General features: G+C 71.7%; 25 protein-coding genes and 1 tRNA gene. 12 read left to right on the forward strand and 14 right to left on the reverse strand.

All coding sequences use genetic code 11. From position 1 onward, the window contains the following. Positions 1-70: 70 nt before the first annotated feature. From PKE99_RS22515 to PKE99_RS22560, 10 genes are all read right to left on the reverse strand, one after another. Complete coding sequence (locus tag PKE99_RS22515) at positions 71-466, reverse strand: HNH endonuclease (protein ID WP_051737814.1); 396 nt, start codon at positions 464-466, stop codon at positions 71-73. A gap of 209 nt (positions 467-675) precedes the next feature. Beyond that, positions 676-1239: an HK97 family phage prohead protease gene (locus PKE99_RS22520; protein WP_051737813.1), complete on the reverse strand. Its 564-nt coding sequence runs from the start codon at positions 1237-1239 to the stop codon at positions 676-678. Between the two features lie 728 nt (positions 1240-1967). Continuing rightward, positions 1968-2174, reverse strand: coding sequence for a hypothetical protein (locus tag PKE99_RS22525; protein WP_037049086.1), 207 nt, complete (start codon positions 2172-2174; stop codon positions 1968-1970). Further along, a complete protein-coding gene (locus PKE99_RS22530) occupies positions 2174-3826 on the reverse strand; it encodes a phage major capsid protein (protein WP_051737812.1) in 1653 nt (550 codons plus the stop codon). Before PKE99_RS22530 ends, PKE99_RS22525 begins: the two co-directional genes overlap by 1 nt. Positions 3827-3998: 172 nt before the next feature. Continuing rightward, the gene (locus PKE99_RS22535; RefSeq protein WP_037049084.1) at positions 3999-4313 is read right to left on the reverse strand and encodes a hypothetical protein; all 315 of its coding nucleotides are present in this window, start codon (positions 4311-4313) and stop codon (positions 3999-4001) included. Positions 4314-4332: 19 nt separating this feature from the next. After that, a complete protein-coding gene (locus tag PKE99_RS22540) occupies positions 4333-4536 on the reverse strand; it encodes a hypothetical protein (RefSeq protein ID WP_037049083.1) in 204 nt (67 codons plus the stop codon). Positions 4537-4913: 377 nt separating this feature from the next. Next, positions 4914-5918 carry an AAA family ATPase gene (locus PKE99_RS22545; protein WP_231498317.1) on the reverse strand — a complete coding sequence of 335 codons (1005 nt, stop codon included), beginning with the start codon at positions 5916-5918 and terminating at the stop codon, positions 4914-4916. A 158-nt stretch (positions 5919-6076) separates the two neighbouring features. Then, positions 6077-6379: a hypothetical protein gene (locus PKE99_RS22550; RefSeq protein WP_037049081.1), complete on the reverse strand. Its 303-nt coding sequence runs from the start codon at positions 6377-6379 to the stop codon at positions 6077-6079. After that, entirely contained in the window at positions 6376-6735 is a 360-nt protein-coding gene (locus PKE99_RS22555; protein WP_037049079.1) for a hypothetical protein, read from the reverse strand. The genes PKE99_RS22550 and PKE99_RS22555 overlap by 4 nt, the downstream gene beginning before the upstream one ends. Then, positions 6732-6974 carry a helix-turn-helix domain-containing protein gene (locus PKE99_RS22560; RefSeq protein ID WP_051737810.1) on the reverse strand — a complete coding sequence of 81 codons (243 nt, stop codon included), beginning with the start codon at positions 6972-6974 and terminating at the stop codon, positions 6732-6734. The genes PKE99_RS22555 and PKE99_RS22560 overlap by 4 nt, the downstream gene beginning before the upstream one ends. Positions 6975-7122: 148 nt before the next feature. On the opposite strand from PKE99_RS22560, the gene PKE99_RS22565 reads away from it, so the two are divergent. Together PKE99_RS22565 and PKE99_RS22570 are read left to right on the forward strand one after the other, a co-directional pair. After that, positions 7123-7884, forward strand: coding sequence for a hypothetical protein (locus tag PKE99_RS22565; protein WP_051737809.1), 762 nt, complete (start codon positions 7123-7125; stop codon positions 7882-7884). Continuing rightward, positions 7881-9098, forward strand: coding sequence for a site-specific integrase (locus PKE99_RS22570; protein WP_051737808.1), 1218 nt, complete (start codon positions 7881-7883; stop codon positions 9096-9098). Before PKE99_RS22565 ends, PKE99_RS22570 begins: the two co-directional genes overlap by 4 nt. A 110-nt stretch (positions 9099-9208) precedes the next feature. On the opposite strand, the gene PKE99_RS22575 is transcribed toward PKE99_RS22570, so the two are convergent. Then, a tRNA-Leu gene (locus tag PKE99_RS22575) sits at positions 9209-9292 on the reverse strand. Positions 9293-9398: 106 nt separating this feature from the next. Here PKE99_RS22575 and PKE99_RS22580 point away from each other — a divergent pair. Both PKE99_RS22580 and PKE99_RS22585 read left to right on the forward strand, forming a co-directional pair. Then, entirely contained in the window at positions 9399-10715 is a 1317-nt protein-coding gene (locus PKE99_RS22580; RefSeq protein ID WP_037049078.1) for a M20/M25/M40 family metallo-hydrolase, read from the forward strand. A gap of 34 nt (positions 10716-10749) precedes the next feature. Next, the gene (locus tag PKE99_RS22585; RefSeq protein WP_037049075.1) at positions 10750-11526 is read left to right on the forward strand and encodes an SDR family NAD(P)-dependent oxidoreductase; all 777 of its coding nucleotides are present in this window, start codon (positions 10750-10752) and stop codon (positions 11524-11526) included. Here the strand turns inward: PKE99_RS22585 and PKE99_RS22590 are convergent. Together PKE99_RS22590 and PKE99_RS22595 are read right to left on the reverse strand one after the other, a co-directional pair. After that, on the reverse strand, positions 11523-11771 hold the full coding sequence (locus tag PKE99_RS22590; RefSeq protein WP_231498316.1) for a DUF5703 family protein: 249 nt from the start codon (positions 11769-11771) through the stop codon (positions 11523-11525). The genes PKE99_RS22585 and PKE99_RS22590 overlap by 4 nt on opposite strands. A gap of 110 nt (positions 11772-11881) precedes the next feature. Next, positions 11882-12829 carry an aldo/keto reductase gene (locus PKE99_RS22595; RefSeq protein ID WP_037049307.1) on the reverse strand — a complete coding sequence of 316 codons (948 nt, stop codon included), beginning with the start codon at positions 12827-12829 and terminating at the stop codon, positions 11882-11884. A 94-nt stretch (positions 12830-12923) separates the two neighbouring features. Here PKE99_RS22595 and PKE99_RS22600 point away from each other — a divergent pair, with 94 nt between their 5' ends. The 5 genes from PKE99_RS22600 to ygiD all read left to right on the forward strand — a co-directional run bounded on the left by PKE99_RS22600 (position 12924) and on the right by ygiD (position 16833). Continuing rightward, positions 12924-13745 carry an undecaprenyl-diphosphate phosphatase gene (locus PKE99_RS22600; RefSeq protein ID WP_037049070.1) on the forward strand — a complete coding sequence of 274 codons (822 nt, stop codon included), beginning with the start codon at positions 12924-12926 and terminating at the stop codon, positions 13743-13745. A gap of 25 nt (positions 13746-13770) precedes the next feature. Then, the gene (locus PKE99_RS22605) at positions 13771-14502 is read left to right on the forward strand and encodes a histidine phosphatase family protein (RefSeq protein WP_037049068.1); all 732 of its coding nucleotides are present in this window, start codon (positions 13771-13773) and stop codon (positions 14500-14502) included. Between the two features lie 61 nt (positions 14503-14563). Then, positions 14564-15154 (forward strand): DUF3090 domain-containing protein, encoded by a 591-nt coding sequence (locus PKE99_RS22610; protein ID WP_037049065.1) that lies wholly within the window; start codon positions 14564-14566, stop codon positions 15152-15154. A gap of 6 nt (positions 15155-15160) precedes the next feature. After that, complete coding sequence (locus PKE99_RS22615) at positions 15161-15964, forward strand: SCO1664 family protein (protein ID WP_269323033.1); 804 nt, start codon at positions 15161-15163, stop codon at positions 15962-15964. A gap of 11 nt (positions 15965-15975) precedes the next feature. Then, a complete protein-coding gene (gene ygiD / locus PKE99_RS22620) occupies positions 15976-16833 on the forward strand; it encodes a 4,5-DOPA-extradiol-dioxygenase (protein WP_197040741.1) in 858 nt (285 codons plus the stop codon). On the opposite strand, the gene PKE99_RS22625 is transcribed toward ygiD, so the two are convergent. Continuing rightward, positions 16830-17570, reverse strand: a complete 741-nt coding sequence (locus PKE99_RS22625) for a histidine phosphatase family protein (RefSeq protein WP_037049060.1) — start codon at positions 17568-17570, stop codon at positions 16830-16832. The two genes, ygiD and PKE99_RS22625, sit on opposite strands and share 4 nt — an antisense overlap. 170 nt (positions 17571-17740) lie before the next feature. Here PKE99_RS22625 and PKE99_RS22630 point away from each other — a divergent pair, with 170 nt between their 5' ends. From PKE99_RS22630 to PKE99_RS22640, 3 genes are all read left to right on the forward strand, one after another. After that, a complete protein-coding gene (locus PKE99_RS22630) occupies positions 17741-18313 on the forward strand; it encodes a hypothetical protein (protein WP_037049058.1) in 573 nt (190 codons plus the stop codon). A 154-nt stretch (positions 18314-18467) separates the two neighbouring features. Continuing rightward, on the forward strand, positions 18468-19901 hold the full coding sequence (gene gnd, locus PKE99_RS22635) for an NADP-dependent phosphogluconate dehydrogenase (RefSeq protein WP_037049057.1): 1434 nt from the start codon (positions 18468-18470) through the stop codon (positions 19899-19901). Between the two features lie 11 nt (positions 19902-19912). Continuing rightward, the gene (locus tag PKE99_RS22640; protein WP_037049056.1) at positions 19913-20695 is read left to right on the forward strand and encodes an HAD-IIA family hydrolase; all 783 of its coding nucleotides are present in this window, start codon (positions 19913-19915) and stop codon (positions 20693-20695) included. Positions 20696-20702 lie beyond the last annotated feature (7 nt).

The raw sequence follows: 20702 nt of genomic DNA on the forward strand, positions 1-20702 counted from the left end.
GTACAGACCCCGAGGAGCCTTGGGGCTGGGTCAATTCGCGCGAAGCCCGTAGAGAGGCAATCCGCCCCCGTCAGGCCGCCTCGTCGCCGTCGTACCACTGGACGTCATCCGCCCATTTCCGCGACACGCGCAGACCGTGGGGGGTGTACCAGCCCGCGAGACGCGGCTGGCCCGCCGGCCGGGTCGTGCTCGGCCGAGACGCCGGCGCCGCACGGTCTGCCTTGCTGTAGTTGCAGTGATCGCACGCAGCACGAAGATTCTGCGGATCGTCGGTGCCGCCGCGGACCTTCGGCACGATGTGGTCCACAGTGTTCGCGGGCTGACCGCAGTAGCCACACCGGTGGCCGTCGCGCTCCAGCACGAACTTGCGGATCTTCTGCCAATCGGCGCCGTAACCGCGGGCGGTCGTCGCCGAGTAGCTCGACTTGCCCTTGTACGGCCCCCTCGGGCCTCGCGATGTGCCCATTGGGCCTCCTTGAACGCCCCCAGAGCACCGGGGGGAGAATCGAAATGACGGGTTGTGGGGTCGATTGGCCCGGCGGTGACCTTTTGCTCCCCCATCCCCTTTTCGCAGGTCAGGGTTGGCGTGGTCGTCGTTCGTTCGCCCGGCAGCCCGACGACCACGCCGGAGCGAGCAGGCGCGAAGCCATGGCTCCTGCTCGCCCTGTCTGTGGGTCAGGCGGCGCGCAGGTCCGCGCTGGTCGCTGCGTAGGCCGGCCACGTCACTGCGCTGACTTCGAACAGCTCGACCTCGTGGATGCGGCGCACCTCAACGTCTGCGCCGTGTCCGTCGTGGGTCTCGATCTGCTCGGTTGTCCAGTCGTCATCGAGGACGCGGAAGCCGAAGCTCATGCCGTCGACGTTGGCGTTGCGCAGGTTCGCCTTGAGGTCGCGCACGTACGACAGTTCTTCGTCGAGGTAGGAGTCGACGGCCAGGCCGTGCTCGTCCTCGCTCAGGTCGAGGGTGCCAGCCGATACCCGGCTTACCACATAGAACGGATTGTGGTCGAGCAGGAATCGCACATCGGCAGTGCGCAGCGTATTAGCGAATGCGCCTGGTGCGATCTCCTCATAGAAGCCCATGAGAAGTGGATTGCCGATCGCGGTACGCGAGTCGAATACGGCTGCGTATCCGTTGAATCGGCCGGTGCTGGCGTCGCTCGCCGCGCGGATTTCAGTGCGCGCGGTCGCGAGGGGAATGTGTCGTCGCTCGGGCAGGCCGGCGATGTCGTGGCGCATAGGGGCTCCTGGAGTTCGGGCGTTGGAGTGGTGCCCCGACACCCGCCGTGGTTCCGTGCGGTGAAAGGAGAGAAAGCCCGCGCGGCCTGCGGCGAGATGTCGAGGCGGTGCACGTCCAGAGCCCGGCGCCCCAACAACACACCGGTTGAATGCTCGTCGTGCTCGGGCAGGACGGCGCCGGCTCGCCGATGCACCGGAGTGCACCGCTGCGTTGCGGTGCGGCGTCCGTGTCGGTGTTGAGCCGTGCGGCTGTCCTGTCCGCTTCGGGGTCGTGCGTCGTCCGTCATGCCCAGCCGGGACGTCGACACCCTCGGGTCAGCCGCGAGGGTGGACCGGCCGGCGTGGAGCGAGTGCGCGGAGGTGGTGCGCGGCTCGCTCCTGCCGGGTGCGGTGTCCTCGGGCTGGAAGTGGGTATGAGGGGCCGCCCACAGCGCGTCTCTGGGAAGCTGCTGCGGGCGGCCGCCCTCGGGCAGGCGATGCGGCGGAAGTCGCTCCAGCGCCGTTGCTGGGCGTTGATATGTGCTCGCATGTCCTGCAGATCGGGGGCACACTCGGCCGGGACGAGGAGGTAAGTCGTCCCGGCCGGCGTGGGTTTCAGGTCGCGTTTGAGCGCAGGCACGCCCCGCTCTCTAGGACGGGATGCTGCGTGCCTTGGTTCGCCGCGCGGCGCAGGTTAGTGAGACCCGGGCCGTGCTCGCGGCGCGACTTTGACGCCCGCCACCTGAGGTTCAGTCAGCCGAGCTGGTCGGCTTCTTGCGGCGCACGGTGGGCCGCTTGGCCTCGCGGGTGTCGAGGTACTGGTCGAGGGTCTCGAACATCTCCTCGCGGCCGCTGTAGGCCGGATCAGCGGTGTCGAGGATCTCGCCAGCAGCGACGACTCGGAGTGCTCCGTCGATCCACGTCGCGAACGGGCTCACGCAGCGGGTGGCGGCCATCAGGCGACCAGCATCCGGAACGCGCCGTCGTTGACGCTGTCGCTGCCGGTCCTGTACCACGCGAACCAGCCACGCTGGCCGGTCGGGCGCCGGTTGGAGCCGAACAGGTGGGGCACCAGCTCGATGCGGAACCCGACGCGGTCGGCGATCACGAAGTGGCTGAAGTCGCCGTAGACCATGAGGTTGTCGGTGCCACCGGCGGCCCAAGTCGAGTCCATCGCCTCGCACTCCAGCGCGTCGCGGCCCATCAGCTTCGCCGGCTGGTCAGCGCCGATGCGCTCCCACATCTGGGCGCCACCGTTGGCGTCGAACCTGCGGACGCTGTTGTAGACCGTGCGGTGCGCGAGCCACGACGCCCGCTTGCGGAAGCGGGCCGGCAGGGCCGAGTCAAGGGCGTAGATGTCGCCCGCGGCGAACGCCCCGTCCTGGATCGTGGAGACGACCGACGAGCCACCCGCGAGGGCGGTCACGATTCCCGTGGGCTGGCCGCTGCCGGTGCCGGTGGCGAACGCCTCGGCCTCCAGGTCCTCCTTGCCGGCAGCGAACAGCCGGGCAAGCTCCTGCGCCACGTTGGCCTCGTCCTCGAGTGCCTCGATCGAGATCGGGACGAAGCCGCGAGCGGCGTGCACCGGGATGGCCGGGCTGTCGAACGGCGGGGTGTCGTCGCTGACCTCGGAGCCCTCGGCATCCCACGACCAGGAGATCGCCTCGGAGCCGACGCCGTGCCAGACGTCGCCAGTCGCGACGACCTGGCGGGCGATCTGCCGGATCTCGTTCAGAGTGCCGTTCGACCGAATGATCACGGCGGGGTCGAGCTGGAACGGGACCAACACGCCGCCAGCGTTGTCGGTCAGCGACATGGCGCGGGCGACCTGCCGGCTGTGCTCCATCGCCGCGGTCTCCTCCGGGGAGAGCTCGTGCGCGGCGTCGCGGGCCAGCTTCGACCAGGCCCTGTAGTAGGCCGGCGAGGACAGCGCGAGGACCAGGCGCGACAGGTTCCCGTTGCCGTCGTCGTGCTGCTCAACCATTGCCGTCGCGGCGGCCCGGATCTTGTCGTTGGCGCCGGGCATCTGCTCGACGGCGTCCAGGGCGCGGGCCCGGTACTCGGAGGTGACCGCGTGGCGATCACGGCCGAACTCCTGCACGGCACGCAGCTCCCACGGGTTTCCGAACCGGCCGCGGCGAGTCTGAGCGGAGGCGGGGTCGCGGAAGGGGTCGGCGTCGTAGTGGTCGGCGCTGCCACCGCGGGCGCTGACGACCTGCCCGTAGTCGACACCAGAGTGGTACTGGCGGTCGATCTCGTCGGCGTCGCCGCGGACGACGAACCGCGGGCCGCGGGCGGCCTCGGCGCGGGCCTGCTCGGACTGGTGACGGACGACCTCGGCGAGACGCAGGGCGAACGCCTGCAGCTCGGTGCGCTTGGCGCGGGCGGCGTCAAGCTGGGTCTGCTGGTTCCGCGTGGGGGTGCGCCCGGCAGCGGCGGTCTTGATGGCGCCAATCTCGGCGGCGCACTCCTCGACGGCCTGGTGGGCCTCGCGGAGCACCTCGTCGAGCACGTTGGCCGGGTACGCGTACGCGGCGGCGTGGTCGGCGGTGCGCAGCTCGTCGAGCAGGCCGGCCGGGTCGTGGCCAGCGGCAGGAATGTAGTTCACGAGAAATCCTCCGGAATGGGGGCAGATAGTGGCTTGCCCCCGGCGCGCGGCGGAGCCCTCTTCGTGGCTTCCGTTTCCTGACCTCGCTTTGTAGGTCGGGGCGCCCAGGAACGCGAACGGCTCGTGCGCCGCTTCGTGCGCACGAGCCGTTACCTCTAGCGTGAGATGGCTGTCAAGCCACGTCGGTGTCGCTTCCGAGGTCGCGGGCGAGGATTTCGCGGATCTCGGCGGCTTCCTGCTCGGTCAGGATTTCACCGATTGTGTCGTCCTCGATCTGGCGCCGGACGTCCTCCATCAGCTCGTCCCTGCGTCCCATTTCTAGCTCCATGACCAGCGCGAATGCCCAGTAGACGTCAGCGGCGCGGATCTGGCCGCGCTCGTGCTGGGCGCTACCCATCTTGTGCATGAGCGCGATATGGATGCGGAGGTCGGAGTCGGTGAGACGCCGGATTGCGAGGTCGAGCCCCGGGATTTCATTCCGTGACATGATTCACTCTTTCGGACTATTAGGCGGCGTCGGCGATGATGATTCGGACCGGTCCGAACTCGTGGACGATCCGCTCGATTGCCTTGCCCTGCTCGATGCCCTCGGGTCGGATTCCGGGAATGGAGGTCGCGAGGTGTCGCCCCCGGAAGATTCGGTGATCCTGGGGAGCGCGGGCATGTTCGTGCAGCGGGTCGGGCCGGCGCGGGGTGAAGCGGTCCGTCATGGCGGTGGTGATCCTTCGCAGGTGTGCTCGGGGAGCTGTCGGCTGAGGGGCGGGGCGAAGCGGTGCGACGTCCCAGCGGTCGAGCAGGGGCGGCCCGGCGTAGAGCGGCGCGGCGACGTCTCGCGAGGAGGTGGGCCGCTCCGACACGGCGTCGAGGCGGCTGCCGGCGGCGCGCGACCACGGTGTCGCGCACGTAGCCGGCCAGGGCCGCACCGGGGGCGCGCCGCTGCGCCGCCCGGTGACTCGCTCCCGCTCGACGGGGGTGCCGGTGACCACGGCCGGCGTGTGCCGGTCGCAGCCGCTCTCGTCTCCCCGTCGGACCCCTGCCCAGCACGGCGGGCAGTCAGGCAGCCAGTACGGCTGCCCCGGCCAGAGGGTCACGAGGCCATCCCCAGCGGGTCGTCAGGGACAGCCTCGTCAATAGGGACACCGGCAGGGACACCCTCGATGACGCCCTGACCTGCGGAAGGGACAGTAGGGACAGCGGGGACAGCAGTAGGGGTGACGCTGTACCGTCCCCGATCCGCCTTGACGAGCTGCCCGTCGTCCGCCATGCGAGCAACGGTTTTCTTGATCAGCTCGTAGCCCAGCCCGGTGCCCTCTGCGATCTGCTTCGGGCCGCCACCCGGGTTCGCGCGGACCCAATCGAGGATCACGGCCCGGGTCTCCCCGACCAGGTGATCGAGCGCCGGCCCGTCCAGTGCTTCCCACAGTCCGCGGTCGGGGTCGAACGTCAGCGCGTACTCGGTCTCGTCGACGTCTCGGCCCGTCACGTGAAGGCTGCCGTCCGCCGAGCCGCGAGAGCGCCGCAGGACCACTACAGCGTCGGACGCACCTGCGAGGCCGTTGGTGCCGGACACCTCGGCCAGGAAGTCTTCCGACCCCATCTTGCGGACGTGGTGCACGAGCACGACCGCGATCCCGTAGTCGTCGGCGATTCGCTTGGCGAACCCGACAGCGGAGTAATCGGCGTCGTATGCCGAGACCCCCGGCGGCGGGTTGCCGCGCATCTTCGCGAAGACATCGATGATGACCATGCGTGCATCGGGCCGCTCGTCCAGCCATGCGCGGATGTACGCCGCACCGGCCGGGAACGGCGGACATGTCGTCTCCAGGGTGAGCCGGCTGAGATCACCGGTGATCGGCTCGTCGCCGAGCACCTTGCGGAGCCGGTTCTGGAGCCGGCGGCCTGTGTCCTCCAAAGCGAGGTACAGCACGTCACCCGCGACGACGTCGATCCGGCCCAGCGCCTTGCCGCCGAGCGCGACCGCCACCGCCAGGTGCAGCGACAGCCACGACTTGCCGATCTTCGGTGCTCCAGCGAGCACGGAGACGCCCTCGGCGATGATGCCGGGCACTGCGAACCGCGGCGGCTTGAACACCGCGGCGACGAGCTCGGCGCCGGTCCACGCCGTCTTTCTGTCCCTGGCGACCTCTAGGTGTCCCTGCTGTCCCTTCTGTCCCTTCTGCAGGTCAGCGGGTCGCAGGGGTGTCCCTTCGGGTGTCCCTGCCGGACGGAGCCTGTCCCTTCTGGGCTTCATCATGCGGCGCCGACCTCCAGGGCGGCGGCCCGCAGGCGAGGCGTTGCCCACCCCGGCTGCTTCCGGCGCTCGACGAGGAGATCGTGGGGAGTCCAGCTCGTCGCCACCCACCGCCAGTCGAGCGCGGCACTGATCGCGTGGCTCGCCTCGATCAGGTCGTGGCGGCGCTGGTGGCGCAGCTCGGCGACGTCCAGGCCGGCCCGGATGGCGACGAGCAGTGGCGCGTTCCACGGAGTCAGGGAGACCTCGATCCCGACGCGCACGTGATCGAGGTCCGCGAGCGTCACATCGAGCCGGCTCACGCCGCGGCCGCCGTGTCCGTGTCGGACTGCTCGACGCGCTTGCGCACCTCGATGCGGACGGCCGCGGCAAGGGCCATGCGGTCGTCCTGCTCGCGCGTCCGTGCAGGAAGCCTGCGGTACTCGGCGGCCTGGACGTCGAGCTGACGGCTCAACTCGATCAGCCGGTCGAGCGGGATTCGGTCAAGCTCGCGGACCAGCGCGAACGGGTTGTGATCCGGCTGCAGGGTTGAACCCGAGAGGCCCGGGATGACATCCTGCGATCGAGACCGGCTCTTGTGATGGGGGCTGAGGTTCTCGATACCGGCGACGTACGGGGCGGCCACCCCGGCGTCGCCGTTCTGCTTCTCGGGGCTCACGCGGCGGCTCCACCCTCAAGCATCTGAAGCAGCGGCAGCCGCGGGATGAGGATGCGCCGGCCGACCTTGATGCTGGGCAGCTGCCCATCCTCGATGGCTCGGCTGACGGTCCGCGGGTCGAGGTGGAGGAGCCGAGCGCAGTCCGCCAGCGTGACGGTTGCGTCCGTCGACTGGCGGAGCCAGTTCAAGTCACGCGTTGATGCGCCGGTCTGTGTCCGCGCGGACAGGGCGGTCGCCATAGCGGGCCTCCTGATCGAGCACCTGAGACGGTGCGGTCAAAACGATCGGTCAGATTGACCGTCACGGCGCAGCATGGCATACGGCCTCGGGCTACGTCCAGCCGCATTGCGCTACCACGCTCAACTTCCATGCGCTAAGGTCACCGCCGTGGTCGAAGACGAGGGTGACTGGGCTAGCGAGCTTGCCGCTCAGATCGGGCAGCGTGTGCTGCACTTCCGGCAGTGGCACAAGCCGAAGCTGAGCGTGCAGGTCGTAGCCGACCGGTGCGCTGCCGCTGGGCACCCGCTTGACCGGAGCGTCATCGCGAAGATCGAGAAGGGACAACGACGGACGGTCACCGTCGCAGACATCCTCGCCCTCGCCGCGGCGCTCGAAGTGACTCCCGTGGCGCTGATTTTCCCACTCGGAGAGCAGGAGGAATTCCAAGTTCTGCCGAATCGGCGGGTGACAACCTGGAGGGCTGTCCAGTACTTCATTGGCGACTCCAATAGCGTCGACTGGCGAGGAGATATCAGTCTTCGCGAGCGGGGGCAGTTGGTAAAGGCGGAGCCGGCCGAGTGGGAGAAGAGGTCGGGCACGTGGCTCATCGCAGCTTGGCGGCGTCACGACGAGTACGCGGAGCAGTGGGAGTCTGCCACTCAAACCGCTCTCCGCATCATCCGCGAAGTAGAGGAAGCCGAGGAGCTTCCGGAGAATCTCGCGATACGACTTCCGGAGACTGCCGATTGGGAGTCCGCCAAGGGGCGAGCGGAGGACATGCTACTCCTGCAGCAGGCGCATATTCATAGTCTTGTGCGAGCCATTGCGCGGCTTCGAGACGAGATCCGCGAAGCGGGTTTCAAGCCTCCGAGGATTCACGATCGCTACCTCGCGGACGCGGTCTTCGGCTACGAAGAGGACCCGGAGTGACGATCAGCAAGCGCAAGCGTCGCTCGGCAGGCGACGGCGGAATCTCGCCTTACCAGACAAAGAGCGGTGAGCGTTTCCTGATCAAGTACCGCGTGCCAGCTCCGGACGGGATCGGGACGAAGCAGGTTCTGCGACGCGGCTACACCTCACAGAAGGCTGCGGCGGCCGCGCTGAGGGAGGCACTCGTCGAGGTCGGTAAGGGGACGTATGTCGCCCCCACCAAGCTGACGCTCGGCGAGTACCTCACCGAGACGTGGTTGCCGGCGCTGCGCTTGAAGCCGTCAACGGAGGCGTCGTACCGGAAGAACGTCCGGCTGCACGTTGTCCCGCACATCGGCGGCGTGGCGCTCGCCGGCCTGACCGGGCAGAGGCTCACGGCTCTCTACCGGAAGCTGGAGTCCGAGGGGCGTGTTGACGGAGCTGGTGGCCTGTCGGCACGCACCGTGCGATACATCCACACGATCGTGCATCGCGCCCTTCGGGACGCCGTCGATGACGGGCTACTCGCGGCCAATCCGGCGGACAAGGCGAAGCCGCCGACGAACGCGCAGGCGAAGTCGCCGGAGCTGCGCTATTGGACGGCTGCGCAGCTCGCCGCGTTCCTCCAGTGGGCCAGGCGTGACGAGGACGAGCTGTTCCCGGCGTGGCAGCTCCTCGCCATGACCGGGATGCGACGTGGTGAGGCGCTGGGGCTGCGCTGGAGCGACCTCGATGTCACCGCCGCTCGGGTCGCCATCCGCAGGAGCGCCGTGCTGGTGAAGCACCATGGCGAGGGGGAGACGATCGAGATCGGCCCACCCAAGAATGGTCGCGCCCGGGTCGTGGACGTGGACCCCCGGACGGTCGCCGTGCTCCGGACGCACCGGGCCAGCCTGGCGGAGCTTGACCTGCGGCTTGCTCGGGATGAGGCGCTCGTGCTGCCGAGCAGGAACGGCGACGTCCGGCACCCCGAGCGCTTCTCTCGTTCCTTCGCCGCGAGCATTGCTCGGGCCGGGAAGGCGCTCGGCGACCAGGCTCCGCCGGCCATCCGTCTACACGACCTCCGGCACACGCACGCGACGATCCTGCTCCTGGCCGGCGAGCACCCGAAGGTGGTGCAGGAGCGCCTCGGGCACGCGACGATCTCCATCACGTTGGACGTCTACTCGCACGTCATCCCGACGATGCAGCGTGAGGCGGCAGCCCGTTTCGCAGAGGCGGTGTACGGCTCGTGAGCCACGACGAAAACCCCGCCGGGTATCAGCGGGGTATCACTCGACCTGATCGGCGCTCCGGGGCCGGTGCGATGTGGGCGCTGACCTGCGCACTCCTCGCCATGATCTTGTGTCCGAGGGGGGACTTGAACCCCCACCCCCTACTCGGGGACTAGCACCTCAAGCTAGCGCGTCTGCCATTCCGCCACTCGGACCTGCACCGCCCGGGCCCGGCCCGGTGCGACCGTTGAAGCATAGCGGAGGCCTCCCGGGGCCCGCGCAGGGGCATGGGTGTGGGGCCGGGGTGGTAGGAACGTGGTCATGACCGGCCCGCTCAGCGCGGTGGACGAGGTGGTCGAGCTCTGCTCGGACCTCATCCGCATCGACACGTCCAACACCGGCGACCCGGAGACCGTCACGGGGGAGAAGGAGGCGGCGGAGTACGTCGCCGGGAAGCTCACCGAGGTCGGCTACGAGGTGGAGGTGCTCGACTCCGGGGCGCCCGGCCGCTCCAACGTGTTCTGTCGGCTGAAGGGGGCGGACCCGGAGCGCGGCGCGCTGCTGGTGCACGGCCACCTCGACGTCGTGCCGGCCGAGCCGAGCGAGTGGTCGGTGCACCCCTTCTCCGGCGCGGTGCAGGACGGCTACGTCTGGGGCCGCGGCGCCGTCGACATGAAGGACATGGTCGCGATGACCATCGCGGTCGCCCGGCAGTTCAAGCGGGAGGGCTACGTCCCGCCGCGGGACATCGTGTTCGCCTTCGTGGCGGACGAGGAGGCCGGCGGCTCGTACGGGTGCCAGTGGCTGGTGGAGCACCGGCCGGACCTGTTCGAGGGCGTGACCGAGGCGGTCGGCGAGGTGGGCGGGTTCTCGCTCACCCTGGGCCAGGACCGCCGCGTCTACCTGATCGAGTCCGCCGAGAAGAGCATGGCCTGGATGCGCCTGCGCGCCAAGGGTCGGCCCGGCCACGGCTCCTTCCTGCACGACGAGAACGCGGTGACCGTCCTGTCCGAGGCCGTCGCCCGGCTGGGCAACCACCGGTTCCCGCTGGTGATGACGGACACGGTGCGTGCCTTCGCCGACCAGATCCGCGAGCTCACCGGCATGGAGTTCCCGGACGAGGACATCGAGGGCGCCTTCGCCAAGCTCGGCCCGGTCGCGCGCATGGTCGGCGCCACGGTCCGCGACACGGCGAACCCGACCATGCTCAACGCCGGCTACAAGGCCAACGTGATCCCGTCGACGGCCGAGGCCGTGGTCGACTGCCGGGTGCTGCCCGGCCGTCGGGACGCCTTCCTCCGCGAGGTCGACGAGCTGCTCGGCCCGGACGTCGAGCGCGAGTGGATCCAGGACCTCCCGGCCCTGGAGACCGAGTTCGAGGGCCCGCTGGTCGAGGCCATGGCCGCGGCCCTGCGCACCGAGGACCCCGAGGCCAGGACCGTCCCGTACATGCTCTCCGGCGGCACGGACGCGAAGTCGTTCGTCCAGCTGGGCATCCGCTGCTTCGGGTTCGCCCCGCTGCGGCTGCCCCCGGACCTGGACTTCGCCTCGCTCTTCCACGGCATCGACGAGCGCGTGCCGGTCGACGCGCTGGAGTTCGGCGCCAAGGTCCTCGACCGCTTCCTGCGAACAGCGTGAGCAGGAACATGAGACAGAGCCTGAGGAACTGCTGATGGATCTCACGGGCAAGGTCGCGCTGGTGACGGGCAGCGCCTCCGGCATCGGCGCGGCCGCGTCCCGGCGGCTGGCCGCGGCGGGCGCGCACGTGGTCGTCGCCGACCGCGACGGGGACGCCGCCGAGCTGGTCGCCGGGGAGATCGGGGGCACGGCCCGCGTCGCCGACGTCACCGACCCCGAGGCCGTCGCGGCACTCGTCGCGGCGGCGGAGGAGGTCCAGGGGCACCTCGACGTGGTGCTGCTCAACGCCGGCATCACCTCGGGCCAGTCCGGGATCGCGGATCTCGACCTCGCCGGCTACCGGGCGATCATGGGCGTCAACCTCGACCACGTGGTCTTCGGGCTGGCCGCCGCGGTGCCGGCGCTGCGCCGGGCCGGGGGCGGCCGGATCGTGGCCACGGCCTCGCTCGCCGGCCTGGTCCCGATGCCGGGGGACGCGCTCTACACGGCCTCGAAGCACGCCGTCGTCGGGTACGTCCGGTCGGCGGCCCCGGTGCTGGCGACGGAGGGGATCGTGGTCAACGCGGTGTGCCCCGGCTTCGCCGACACCCCGCTGATCGCGCGCGCCAAGGCGCAGTTCGGCGACTTCCCGCTGCTCACGGCCGAGGACGTGGCCGCCGCGGTCGAGGCGATCCTCGAGCGCGGCGAGCCGGGCGAGTGCTGGTTCGTGCAGCCCGGGCGCGAGCCCGCGCCCTACGGCTTCCGCGGCGTGCCCGGGCCCAAGGGCGCCGGCGCGCCACCGCCGGTGGACTGGGAGACCGGGCGGGACTAGTAGGAGAGCTCCGGGAGCATCTGCCCGGTGCGCCGGCGGCGCAGCCACACCTTGCGCACCCCGCCCGGATAGAGCCGCACCCGTGACAGCTCCCACCCGGCGTACTCGGCCTGGATCGCGAGGCGCACCGCGGCGGTCAGCCGGGGGACGTCGCCGTCGATCCGGAGGGGGCGGTACTCCCAGTCCCCCTCCACGTGGGGTTTCCCGTCGGCGTCGACCGCCTCCACCGCACCGGTACCTGCCACCGGTCACCTCCTGCCGTGCTCGCGACCCCCGGTGAACCGGGGGTTACGCGTCCACCATACGAGGGTGTCGCGGGCCGGTGCCAGGGTTGGGCAGGACCTTCGCAAACCGGTCAGGGCCCGGCGCTGACGTCGTCGAGCGCGGCCCTGATCTCCGGCGGCAGGGACACCGACTCGGTGGCCAGGGAGGCGGAGAGCTGGGCGGCGTCGCGGGCCCCGACGACGGCCGCGGCCACCCCGGGCCGGTCCCGCACCCAGGCCAGCGCGACGGCCAGGGGAGACGTCCCGAGCCCGTCCGCCGCGGTGAGCACGGACTGGACGATCCGGGCGCTGCGCTCGTTGCGCCGCGCCTCGACGTAGGCCGCGAGGAGGGGCGAGGTCGCGCGCGAGTCCGCCGGCGTGCCGTCGGTGTACTTGCCGGTGAGCACCCCCCGCCCGAGCGGGGCCCAGGCGAGCAGGCCCAGGCCGTGGTGCCGGGCCGCGGGCAGCAGCTCGGCCTCGGGGCCGCGGTGCAGCAGCGAGTACTCCGCCTGCGCCGACACCGGGAGCACGACGTTGCCCAGGGCACGTGCCCGCTCGGCGACGGTGGCGAGCTGCCAGCCCGCGGGGGCGACCAGCCCGGCGTAGCGGACCTTCCCGCTCAGCACCGCGACCTGGATCGCCGAGAGCGTCTCCTCGAGCGGGACCTGCGGGTCCCAGCCGGGCAGCTGCCACAGGTCGAGCCGGTCGGTGCGCAGCCGCCGCAGGGTGGCGTCGAGGCCGTGCAACAGGGCGCCGCGGGCCGCCTGCCGGCCCAGCGCGCCGTCCGGCGGCCCGCCGCGGGCGGCGATCACCAGCTCGTCCCGGTCGACCAGGCCCGCCTCGAGATGGACGCCGAGGACCTCCTGGGCGGTGCCGTCGCCGTAGACGTCGGCCGTCTCGACGAGCGTCCCGCCGCCCTCGACGAAGGCGAGGAGCTGCTCGCCCGCGCCGTCCGCGTCCGTGTCCTCGCCCCAGGTCATCGTGCCCAGACCGATCCGGGACACCTGCAGCCCCGACCCCCCGACCCTCCTGCGCAGCACCTCCACGAGCCTGCCACCCGGGGGTGGGCCCGCGGCGGCCGACCCCGCCCTCGCTACCGTGACGCCCCGTGACCGCCACCCGGGACGACATCCGATGAGCTGGCTCGAGGTCGTGGTGCTCGGCCTGGTCCAGGGACTGACCGAGTTCCTGCCGATCTCCTCGTCGGGGCACCTGCGGATCGTGTCCGGGCTGTTCTTCGGCCACGACCCGGGCGCCGCCTTCACCGCCGTGACCCAGATCGGCACCGAGCTCGCGGTGATCATCTACTTCGCCAAGGACATCGGGAACCTGGTGGCGACGTGGTTCCGCGGGCTGCGCGACCCCGAGGTGCGCGCGACCCAGGAGTACCGGATGGCCTGGATGGTCATCATCGGGACGATCCCGATCGGCGTGCTCGGCGTGCTGTTCAAGGACCAGATCGAGACGGTCGCGCGCAACCTCTGGCTGATCGCGACCACGCTCGTGGTCTTCGGCATCCTGCTGGGCCTCGCCGAGCGCTACGGCCGGCAGGAGCGCCCGCTGGAGAAGCTGACCATGCGGGACGGGATCATCCTCGGCTTCGCACAGGCGATGGCCCTGGTCCCGGGGGTGTCCCGGTCCGGCGGCACGATCACCGTCGGCCTGTTCCTGGGCCTCGAGCGGGCCGCCGCCGTGCGCTTCTCGTTCCTGCTCGCCATCCCCGCCGTGTTCGCGTCGGGCCTGTTCACGCTCCCGGACGTCTTCGCGGGCGACGGGCCCTCGCCCGCCCAGATGATCGTGGCCGTGGTGATCGCCGGGGTGGTCGGCTACGCCGTGATCGCGTGGCTGCTCAAGTTCGTCGAGAAGAACACCGTCTACGTGTTCGTCGCCTACCGGATCGCGCTCGGCGTGGCGCTCATGGCGGCCCTCGCCATCGGCGCGGTCTCCGCCACCTAGGGTCCGGCACGTAGTCTCGATCGTCGTGACCACCCTGATCCTGCTCCGGCACGGCCGGTCGACGTCCAACACCGCCGGCGTGCTCGCCGGCCGGACGCCGGGCGTCGAGCTGGACGACAAGGGCCGCGAGCAGTCGGCGGCGGTGGTCGACCGGCTCGCGCCACTGCCGATCGCCGAGATCGTCACCTCGCCGATGCTGCGGTGCCGGCAGACGGTGACCCCGCTGGCCGGGGCCCGCGACCTGGTCCCGGTCGTCGAGGAGGACCTGTCCGAGGTCGACTACGGCGACTGGACCGGCGGGAAGCTGTCCGAGCTGGCCAAGGAGGACCTCTGGAAGGTCGTCCAGGCGCACCCGTCGGCGGCGGTGTTCCCCGGCGGCGAGGGGCTCGCCGGCATGCAGGCCCGCGCGGTCGCCGCGGTGCGACACCACGAGCGGCGGATCGCGGCCGCGCACGGGCCCCACGCGATCTGGGTCGCCTGCAGCCACGGAGACGTGATCAAGGCCGTGCTGGCCGACGCGCTGGCCACCCACCTCGACAACTTCCAGCGGATCGTGGTCGACACCTGCTCGATGTCGGTGGTGACCTACACGACGACCCGACCGTTCGTCGCCCGCGTCAACGACGTCGGCGGCGACGTCGCCTCGCTGGTCCCGCCGCCGCCGAAGGAGGGCGAGGAGGGGCAGGGCGACGGCACCCCCGAACCGGCCGCCGAACCCTCGTCCGACGCCGTGGTCGGCGGCTCCACAGGGGCCTGACGAGCTCGTCGGCCACACCGGGGTGCCACGCCCGCGGGGTTGGCCTACTCTGGGTTTTGCCATGTCACGCGTCATCCACGTCTTCCGCCAGCCCGAGCGCTTCGTCGCGGGCACCGTCGGCGAGCCCGGCGACCGGGCCTTCTACCTGCAGGCCATCGAGGACGCGCGCACGATCAGCGTGCTGCTGGAGAAGCAGCAGGTCTCGGTGCTCGCGGAGCGGATCGAGGCGCTGCTCGCCGAGATCGCGCGGCGGTTCGGCAGCGAGGTCGACACCGGGCAGGAGATCGAGTCCTCGGACAACGACCCGCTCGCCGTGCCGCTCGAGGAGGAGTTCCGGGTCGGCACCATGGGCCTGGGCTGGGACGCGGACTCGAGGTCCATCGTGGTCGAGCTGCTCGCGGTGACCGAGGAGGAGGTCGACGAGTCCGTCGTCCTCGACGACACCGAGGAGGGCCCCGACGCGCTGCGCGTGTTCCTCTCCCCGGTGCAGGCCCGCGAGTTCGCCGACCGGGCCGAGAAGGTCGTCTCGGCCGGGCGCGCCCCGTGCCCGCTGTGCGCGGAGCCGCTGGACCCGCAGGGCCACGTCTGCGTGCGGCTCAACGGCTACCACCAGCGCTCCCCGATGGGGGACGTCTCCGGCGCGGGCGAGTAAGCGCGGTTGACCGGTTCCGACCTGCGCGATCCCGCGGTGCTCGACGTCCTGCGCAGGGGACGCATCGAGGTCACCGGGCGGATGGTCGACGCCTCCAACGCCACCCTGTTCGGCACCGTCTCGGCGGACGGCTGCACGCTGCAGTGCGTCTACAAGCCGGTGCGCGGCGAGCGCCCGCTGTGGGACTTCCCCGACGGCACGCTGGCCGGCCGCGAGGTCGCCAGCTTCCTGATCTCCGAGGCCGCGGGCTGGCACGTCGTGCCGCCGACCGTGCTGCGCGAGGGTCCGTTCGGCCCGGGAATGGTGCAGGCCTGGGTGGAGACGGAGACCACCGAGGACCTCGTCGACATCTGCTCGCCCAAGGAGGTCAAGGCGGGCTGGCGCGGCGTGCTGCGCGCCCGGGGTGACGACGGTGCGCCGGCGGTGCTGGTCCACGCGGACGACCCGCGGCTGCGGGCCATGGCCGTGTTCGACGTCGTGGTCAACAACGCCGACCGCAAGGGCGGGCACGTCCTGGCCGGCGACGACGGCCGGGTCTACGGCGTCGACCACGGGCTGACGATGCACGTCGAGGACAAGCTCCGGACGGTGCTCTGGGGCTGGGTCGGCGAGGAGCTCGACGACGCGGAGATCGAGGCGCTGTCCAAGCTGCGCGCCGAGCTCGCCGGGAACCTCGGCGAGGAGCTGGGCCCGCACGTCACACTGTCCGAGATCCGGGCGCTCACCGACCGGGTCGACCTCCTGCTGGCCGTGCCGCTGTTCCCCGAGCCCTCGGGCTACGGGCCCGCCATCCCCTGGCCCGCGTTCTAGGCTTGCCGGCCATGAGCACCACCATGCCGGCGGCGTTCGTCGGGCACGGCAGCCCCATGAACGCGCTGGAGCGCAACCGTTGGACCGAGTCCTGGCGCGCCCTCGGCGAGGCGCTGCCGCGGCCGCGCGCGGTGCTCGTGATCTCCGCGCACTGGTACATCAACGCCACCGCCGTGACCGCGATGCCGCGGCCGCGCACGATCCACGACTTCTTCGGCTTCCCGCAGGACCTGTTCGCCGTCGACTACCCGGCGGCCGGCGCGCCGGAGCTCGCCGAGGAGGTCGCGGAGATCGTGAAGCCGACGTGGGTGGGGGCGGACGTCGACAGCTGGGGCCTCGACCACGGCACCTGGTCGGTCCTCGCGCACGTCTTCCCCGGGGCGGACGTGCCCGTGGTCCAGCTGTCGATCGACGCGACGAAGCCGCTGGAGTACCACCTGGACCTCGGCGCCCGGCTCGCCCCGCTCCGCGAGCGCGGGGTGCTGGTGCTGGGCAGCGGCAACGTCGTCCACAACCTCGCCGGCATGGACGCCCGCCGGCCCGAGTCCGGTTTCGACTGGGCGCAGCGGTTCGACGAGGCCGCCCGGGCCGTGCTCACCGGCGAGCCCGAGGAGGTGCTGCGGCTGCGCGAGGCCGGCGACTGGGCCGCGGCCGTGCCGACGCCGGACCACCTCGTCCCGGTCCTCTACCTCGCCGGGCTGGGCGCGGCCGCCGGGCACGGCGCCGACGTGCTGGTCGACGGCTACGCCTACGGCTCGCTGTCGATGACCTCGTACACCCTCGATCTCGACGGAACGCCCGCGACGACCGGTGCGGACCACGCCGCGCCGCTGCCCGACGGCGTGCCCCCGGAGTCCACCAACATCTAGTTCCGGCCGTGGCCGTCGAGCCAGGCCGCGTCGAACCAGGGCGGGAGCGGGGGCGTGGCGTCGAGGGTCAGCTCGCGGTCGCGGAAGCGGACGGTGCGCGTGCCGTCGGCCCGCGCCGTCACCCGGACCGGCTCGAGGTTCTCCGGCTCGCCCGCCTCGTCGTCGCCGAAGCAGGTCACCACGAACGCGCGCATCGGGGCCGAGTGGGTGGCGACGACGGCGACCTCGCCCGCCGGCAGCGCCAGCGCGTCGATCCCCCGCCAGACCCGGTGCGCCGCGACCTGCGGCGGCTCGAAGTACAGACCGGGCGTGCGGATCCAGTGCGTGATCGGCCCGCCCGCCGCGGCGGCCTCGCGGAAGTCCGAGTCGAAACGGGCGTACTCCTGCGCCCAGTGCGGCAGCTCTCCCTCCAGACCCAGGCGCTCGCGGACGGCGACGGAGGCGTCGACCACCCGTCCGTGCAGGAAGAAGCGCAGGTTGTCGAAGGCGGGATCGGGATAGGGCTCGCCGGCCGCGATCCCGGCGTCGACCAGGACCTCGTGCACCAGCGCGGCGGTGGCGGTCGCCCGTGCGGTGCGGGCGCGCGGCATGTGTACCCGGACGTCCGCCGGGAGTGCGGCGGCCAGCGCCTTCCCCCGCGCCCGGGCCTGCTCCTCGCCGCGGGCGGTGAGCCCGTGGTCGCCGTCGTAGCCGTGGGTCTCCCCGTGCCGGAGCAGGACGACCTCGTACCCGGTCACGGGCCACCTCCCTGTGCGCGCCTGGGGCCACCGTAGATCGGTGCCGCTGCCACCCGGGACCGACCGTTGCCGCCTCGGGAACGCGCCTACGCAGGGTGCCTACGCAGTTCCGCGTATGGCCACGGGACCCGCCGACCGCCACGCTGGGTGACGACGAGGAGGTGAGCCGGGTGGATCCGGGGACGGGCGTGCGCCGCGCGCTGCCGTACGCGCCGGGGGAGTGGACGCGGCTGGTCTCCTCGGCGGTCATGGGCCTCGCGACCGTGGCCGGATCGTCCCACGTGAGCGCACTGCCCTCGCGGCTCGTGCTGGAGTGCGGCCGCCGGCTCGTCACCGCCCTCGACCCCGCCTGCCGGCCCGCCCGCCGGGGCGAGCAGCACCTGAGCCCGCACCTCGTGTACGTGACGGTCGATCCCGGTGACGTCGCGGTGCTCGGCGCGGCCGCGCGGGAGCTGGGGCTCCGGCTGCTGCCGCCGGTGCCCGCGGCGGGCGATCCGGGCGGGCCGTCGCCCGTGCTGGACCCGCCGGCCACCGACGCCCCCGCCGCGCTGTCCGTGCTGGTCCCGGACATGACCCTGATCCACGTGCTGCTCGACACCGACCACGGCACCGACACCGACGTGCTGCGCCGCTGGGGCGCCGACGGGCCCGTGTTCGGCGCGCCGCCGCCCGAAGCGGTCGCCGCGCACCACCGCGTCGCCGCCCGCGTCCTCACGCTCTGGCGCGCCGGCCTCCCCGGGTAGCGGATCACACCTCCTCGCGACGATCGCGGGTCGCCCCCGCACCGCCCCGGGGGGCAGGATGGGCCCCCGGGAGCGGGTGGCGCCGATCGCGCGGCCGCCCGCAGGCGGAACTCACGAGCAGCGACGAGCGACACCACACCGAGGGAGCGAGCGCATGGCGGAGAAGAGCCGGATCGGCGTCACCGGGCTGGCGGTGATGGGCGCGAACCTGGCCCGGAACATCGCGAGCCGCGGCGTCGCGGTCGCCGTGCACAACCGCACCACGGCGAAGACCGAGCAGTTCATGGCCGAGCACGGCAGCGAGGGCGACTTCACCGCCACCGAGTCCGTCGAGGACTTCGTGAACGCGCTGGAGCGGCCGCGGCGGATCATCGTGATGGTCAAGGCGGGCAAGCCCGTCGACGCGGTCATCGAGGAGCTCACCCCGCTCCTCGACCAGGGCGACATCATCATCGACGCCGGCAACTCGCACTTCCCGGACACCGTGCGCCGCACGGCCGAGTGCGAGGCGAACGGCATCCGGTTCATGGGCGTCGGCGTGTCCGGCGGCGAGGAGGGCGCGCTGCTCGGGCCGAGCATCATGCCCGGCGGCGACCCGGAGGCCTACGCCGAGGTCGAGGAGATCTTCACCGCGATCTCGGCCAAGGTCGACGACACCCCGTGCTGCGTGCACGTCGGCCCCGGCGGCGCCGGGCACTACGTGAAGATGGTGCACAACGGCATCGAGTACGCCGACATCCAGCTCATCGCCGAGGCGTACGACCTGCTCACCCACGTCGCCGGGCTCGACGCCCCGGCGATCGGGAAGATCTTCGAGGAGTGGAACACCGGCGACCTCGAGTCCTTCCTCATCGAGATCACCGGCAAGGTCCTCGCCAAGACGGACGAGAAGACCGGCCGGCCGCTCGTCGACGTCATCGTGGACCAGGCCGAGCAGAAGGGCACCGGCCGCTGGACCTCGCAGGACGCGCTGGACCTCGGCGTCCCGCTGACCGGCATCACCGAGGCGGTGTTCGCGCGGACCCTCTCGTCGCTGCGGGACGAGCGCAAGGCCGCGTCGACCACCCTGGCAGGCCCGTCGCCCGCGCAGAAGGCCGACGAGCAGCTGGTCGACGACATCCGGCAGGCCCTCTACGCGTCCAAGGTCGTGGCCTACGCGCAGGGCTTCGCCCAGATGCGCGCCGCCTCGATCGAGAACGACTGGGACCTCAAGCTCGGCGACATGGCCACGATCTGGCGGGGCGGCTGCATCATCCGCGCGCAGTTCCTCAACCGGATCCGCGACGCCTACGCCGAGCACCCGGACCTCGACAACCTGCTCATGGTTCCGTACTTCACCGAGGCCGTGGCGACCGCACAGGACGCGTGGCGGCGGGTCGTGACCGTGGCGACGGAGCAGGGCGTGGCGATCCCGGCCTTCTCGAGCTCGCTGTCGTACTACGACGGCTACCGCCGCGAGCGCGGCCCGGCCAACCTCATCCAGGGCCTGCGGGACTACTTCGGCGCCCACACCTACCGGCGCATCGACGCCGAGGGGGCCTTCCACACCCGCTGGGCCCAGGACGGCTCCGAGGTCCAGACCGGCTGAGCGCGGCGCGGATGGCCGACGTGCGCGCCCTGTTGATCGACATCGACGGCGTCCTCACCGTGTCCTGGGAGCCGCTCGAGGGTGCCGTCGACGCGCTGCGCCGGATCCGCGCATCGGACCTGCCGTTCGCGCTGGTCACCAACACGACCTCGCGCACCCGCGCCGAGATCGCCGGCACGCTCGCCGACGCCGGCTTCCCGGTCGAGGTCGACGACGTCCTCACCGCCCCGGCCGCCACGGCCGAGCACCTGCGCACCCACCACGCCGACGCGCGCGTGGCCCTGCTGAGCAGCGGTGACGTGGCGGCCGACCTCGGCGACGTCCGGTTCGTGGACCTCACCGAGCACGCCGACGTGGTGGTGCTGGGCGGGGCGGGCCCCGAGTTCACCTACGAGGCCCTCGACGCCGCGTTCGCCCGCCTGCAGGAGGGCGCCACGCTGCTCGCGATGCACCGCAACCTGTACTGGCGCACGTCGTCGGGCCTGCAGCTCGACACCGGCGCCTTCCTCGCCGGGCTCGAGGAGGCCGCGGGCGTCGAGGCCACGGTGCTCGGGAAGCCGTCGGAGGCGTTCTTCGCGGCGGTGCTGTCGCGCCTGGGGGTGGCGGCCGCGGAGGCCGTGATGATCGGCGACGACGTCGAGGCCGACGTCCTCGGCGCCCAGGCGGCCGGAATCGGCGGCGTGCTGGTGCGGACCGGCAAGTTCCGCCCGGAGGCCGAGGAGGGCGTCGGCGGGGAGCGCCCGCAGCGGGTGGTCGACTCCGTCGCCGACGTCCCGGACCTGCTCGGGCTCTAGGGGATCG

The organism is Pseudonocardia halophobica, from assembly GCF_027922425.1.
Lineage (GTDB): Bacteria > Actinomycetota > Actinomycetes > Mycobacteriales > Pseudonocardiaceae > Pseudonocardia > Pseudonocardia halophobica.

Coding starts and splice junctions, on each gene's coding strand:
- PKE99_RS22585 (WP_037049075.1), top strand. CDS start 10,750: ATGGATCTCACGGGCAAGGTCGCGCTGGTGACGGGCAGCGCCTCCGGC.
- PKE99_RS22560 (WP_051737810.1), bottom strand. CDS start 6,974: ATGGCGACCGCCCTGTCCGCGCGGACACAGACCGGCGCATCAACGCGT.
- ygiD (WP_197040741.1), top strand. CDS start 15,976: ATGAGCACCACCATGCCGGCGGCGTTCGTCGGGCACGGCAGCCCCATG.
- PKE99_RS22580 (WP_037049078.1), top strand. CDS start 9,399: ATGACCGGCCCGCTCAGCGCGGTGGACGAGGTGGTCGAGCTCTGCTCG.
- PKE99_RS22540 (WP_037049083.1), bottom strand. CDS start 4,536: ATGACGGACCGCTTCACCCCGCGCCGGCCCGACCCGCTGCACGAACAT.
- gnd (WP_037049057.1), top strand. CDS start 18,468: ATGGCGGAGAAGAGCCGGATCGGCGTCACCGGGCTGGCGGTGATGGGC.
- PKE99_RS22520 (WP_051737813.1), bottom strand. CDS start 1,239: ATGCGCCACGACATCGCCGGCCTGCCCGAGCGACGACACATTCCCCTC.
- PKE99_RS22610 (WP_037049065.1), top strand. CDS start 14,564: ATGTCACGCGTCATCCACGTCTTCCGCCAGCCCGAGCGCTTCGTCGCG.
- PKE99_RS22525 (WP_037049086.1), bottom strand. CDS start 2,174: ATGGCCGCCACCCGCTGCGTGAGCCCGTTCGCGACGTGGATCGACGGA.
- PKE99_RS22515 (WP_051737814.1), bottom strand. CDS start 466: ATGGGCACATCGCGAGGCCCGAGGGGGCCGTACAAGGGCAAGTCGAGC.
- PKE99_RS22600 (WP_037049070.1), top strand. CDS start 12,924: ATGAGCTGGCTCGAGGTCGTGGTGCTCGGCCTGGTCCAGGGACTGACC.
- PKE99_RS22535 (WP_037049084.1), bottom strand. CDS start 4,313: ATGTCACGGAATGAAATCCCGGGGCTCGACCTCGCAATCCGGCGTCTC.
- PKE99_RS22640 (WP_037049056.1), top strand. CDS start 19,913: ATGGCCGACGTGCGCGCCCTGTTGATCGACATCGACGGCGTCCTCACC.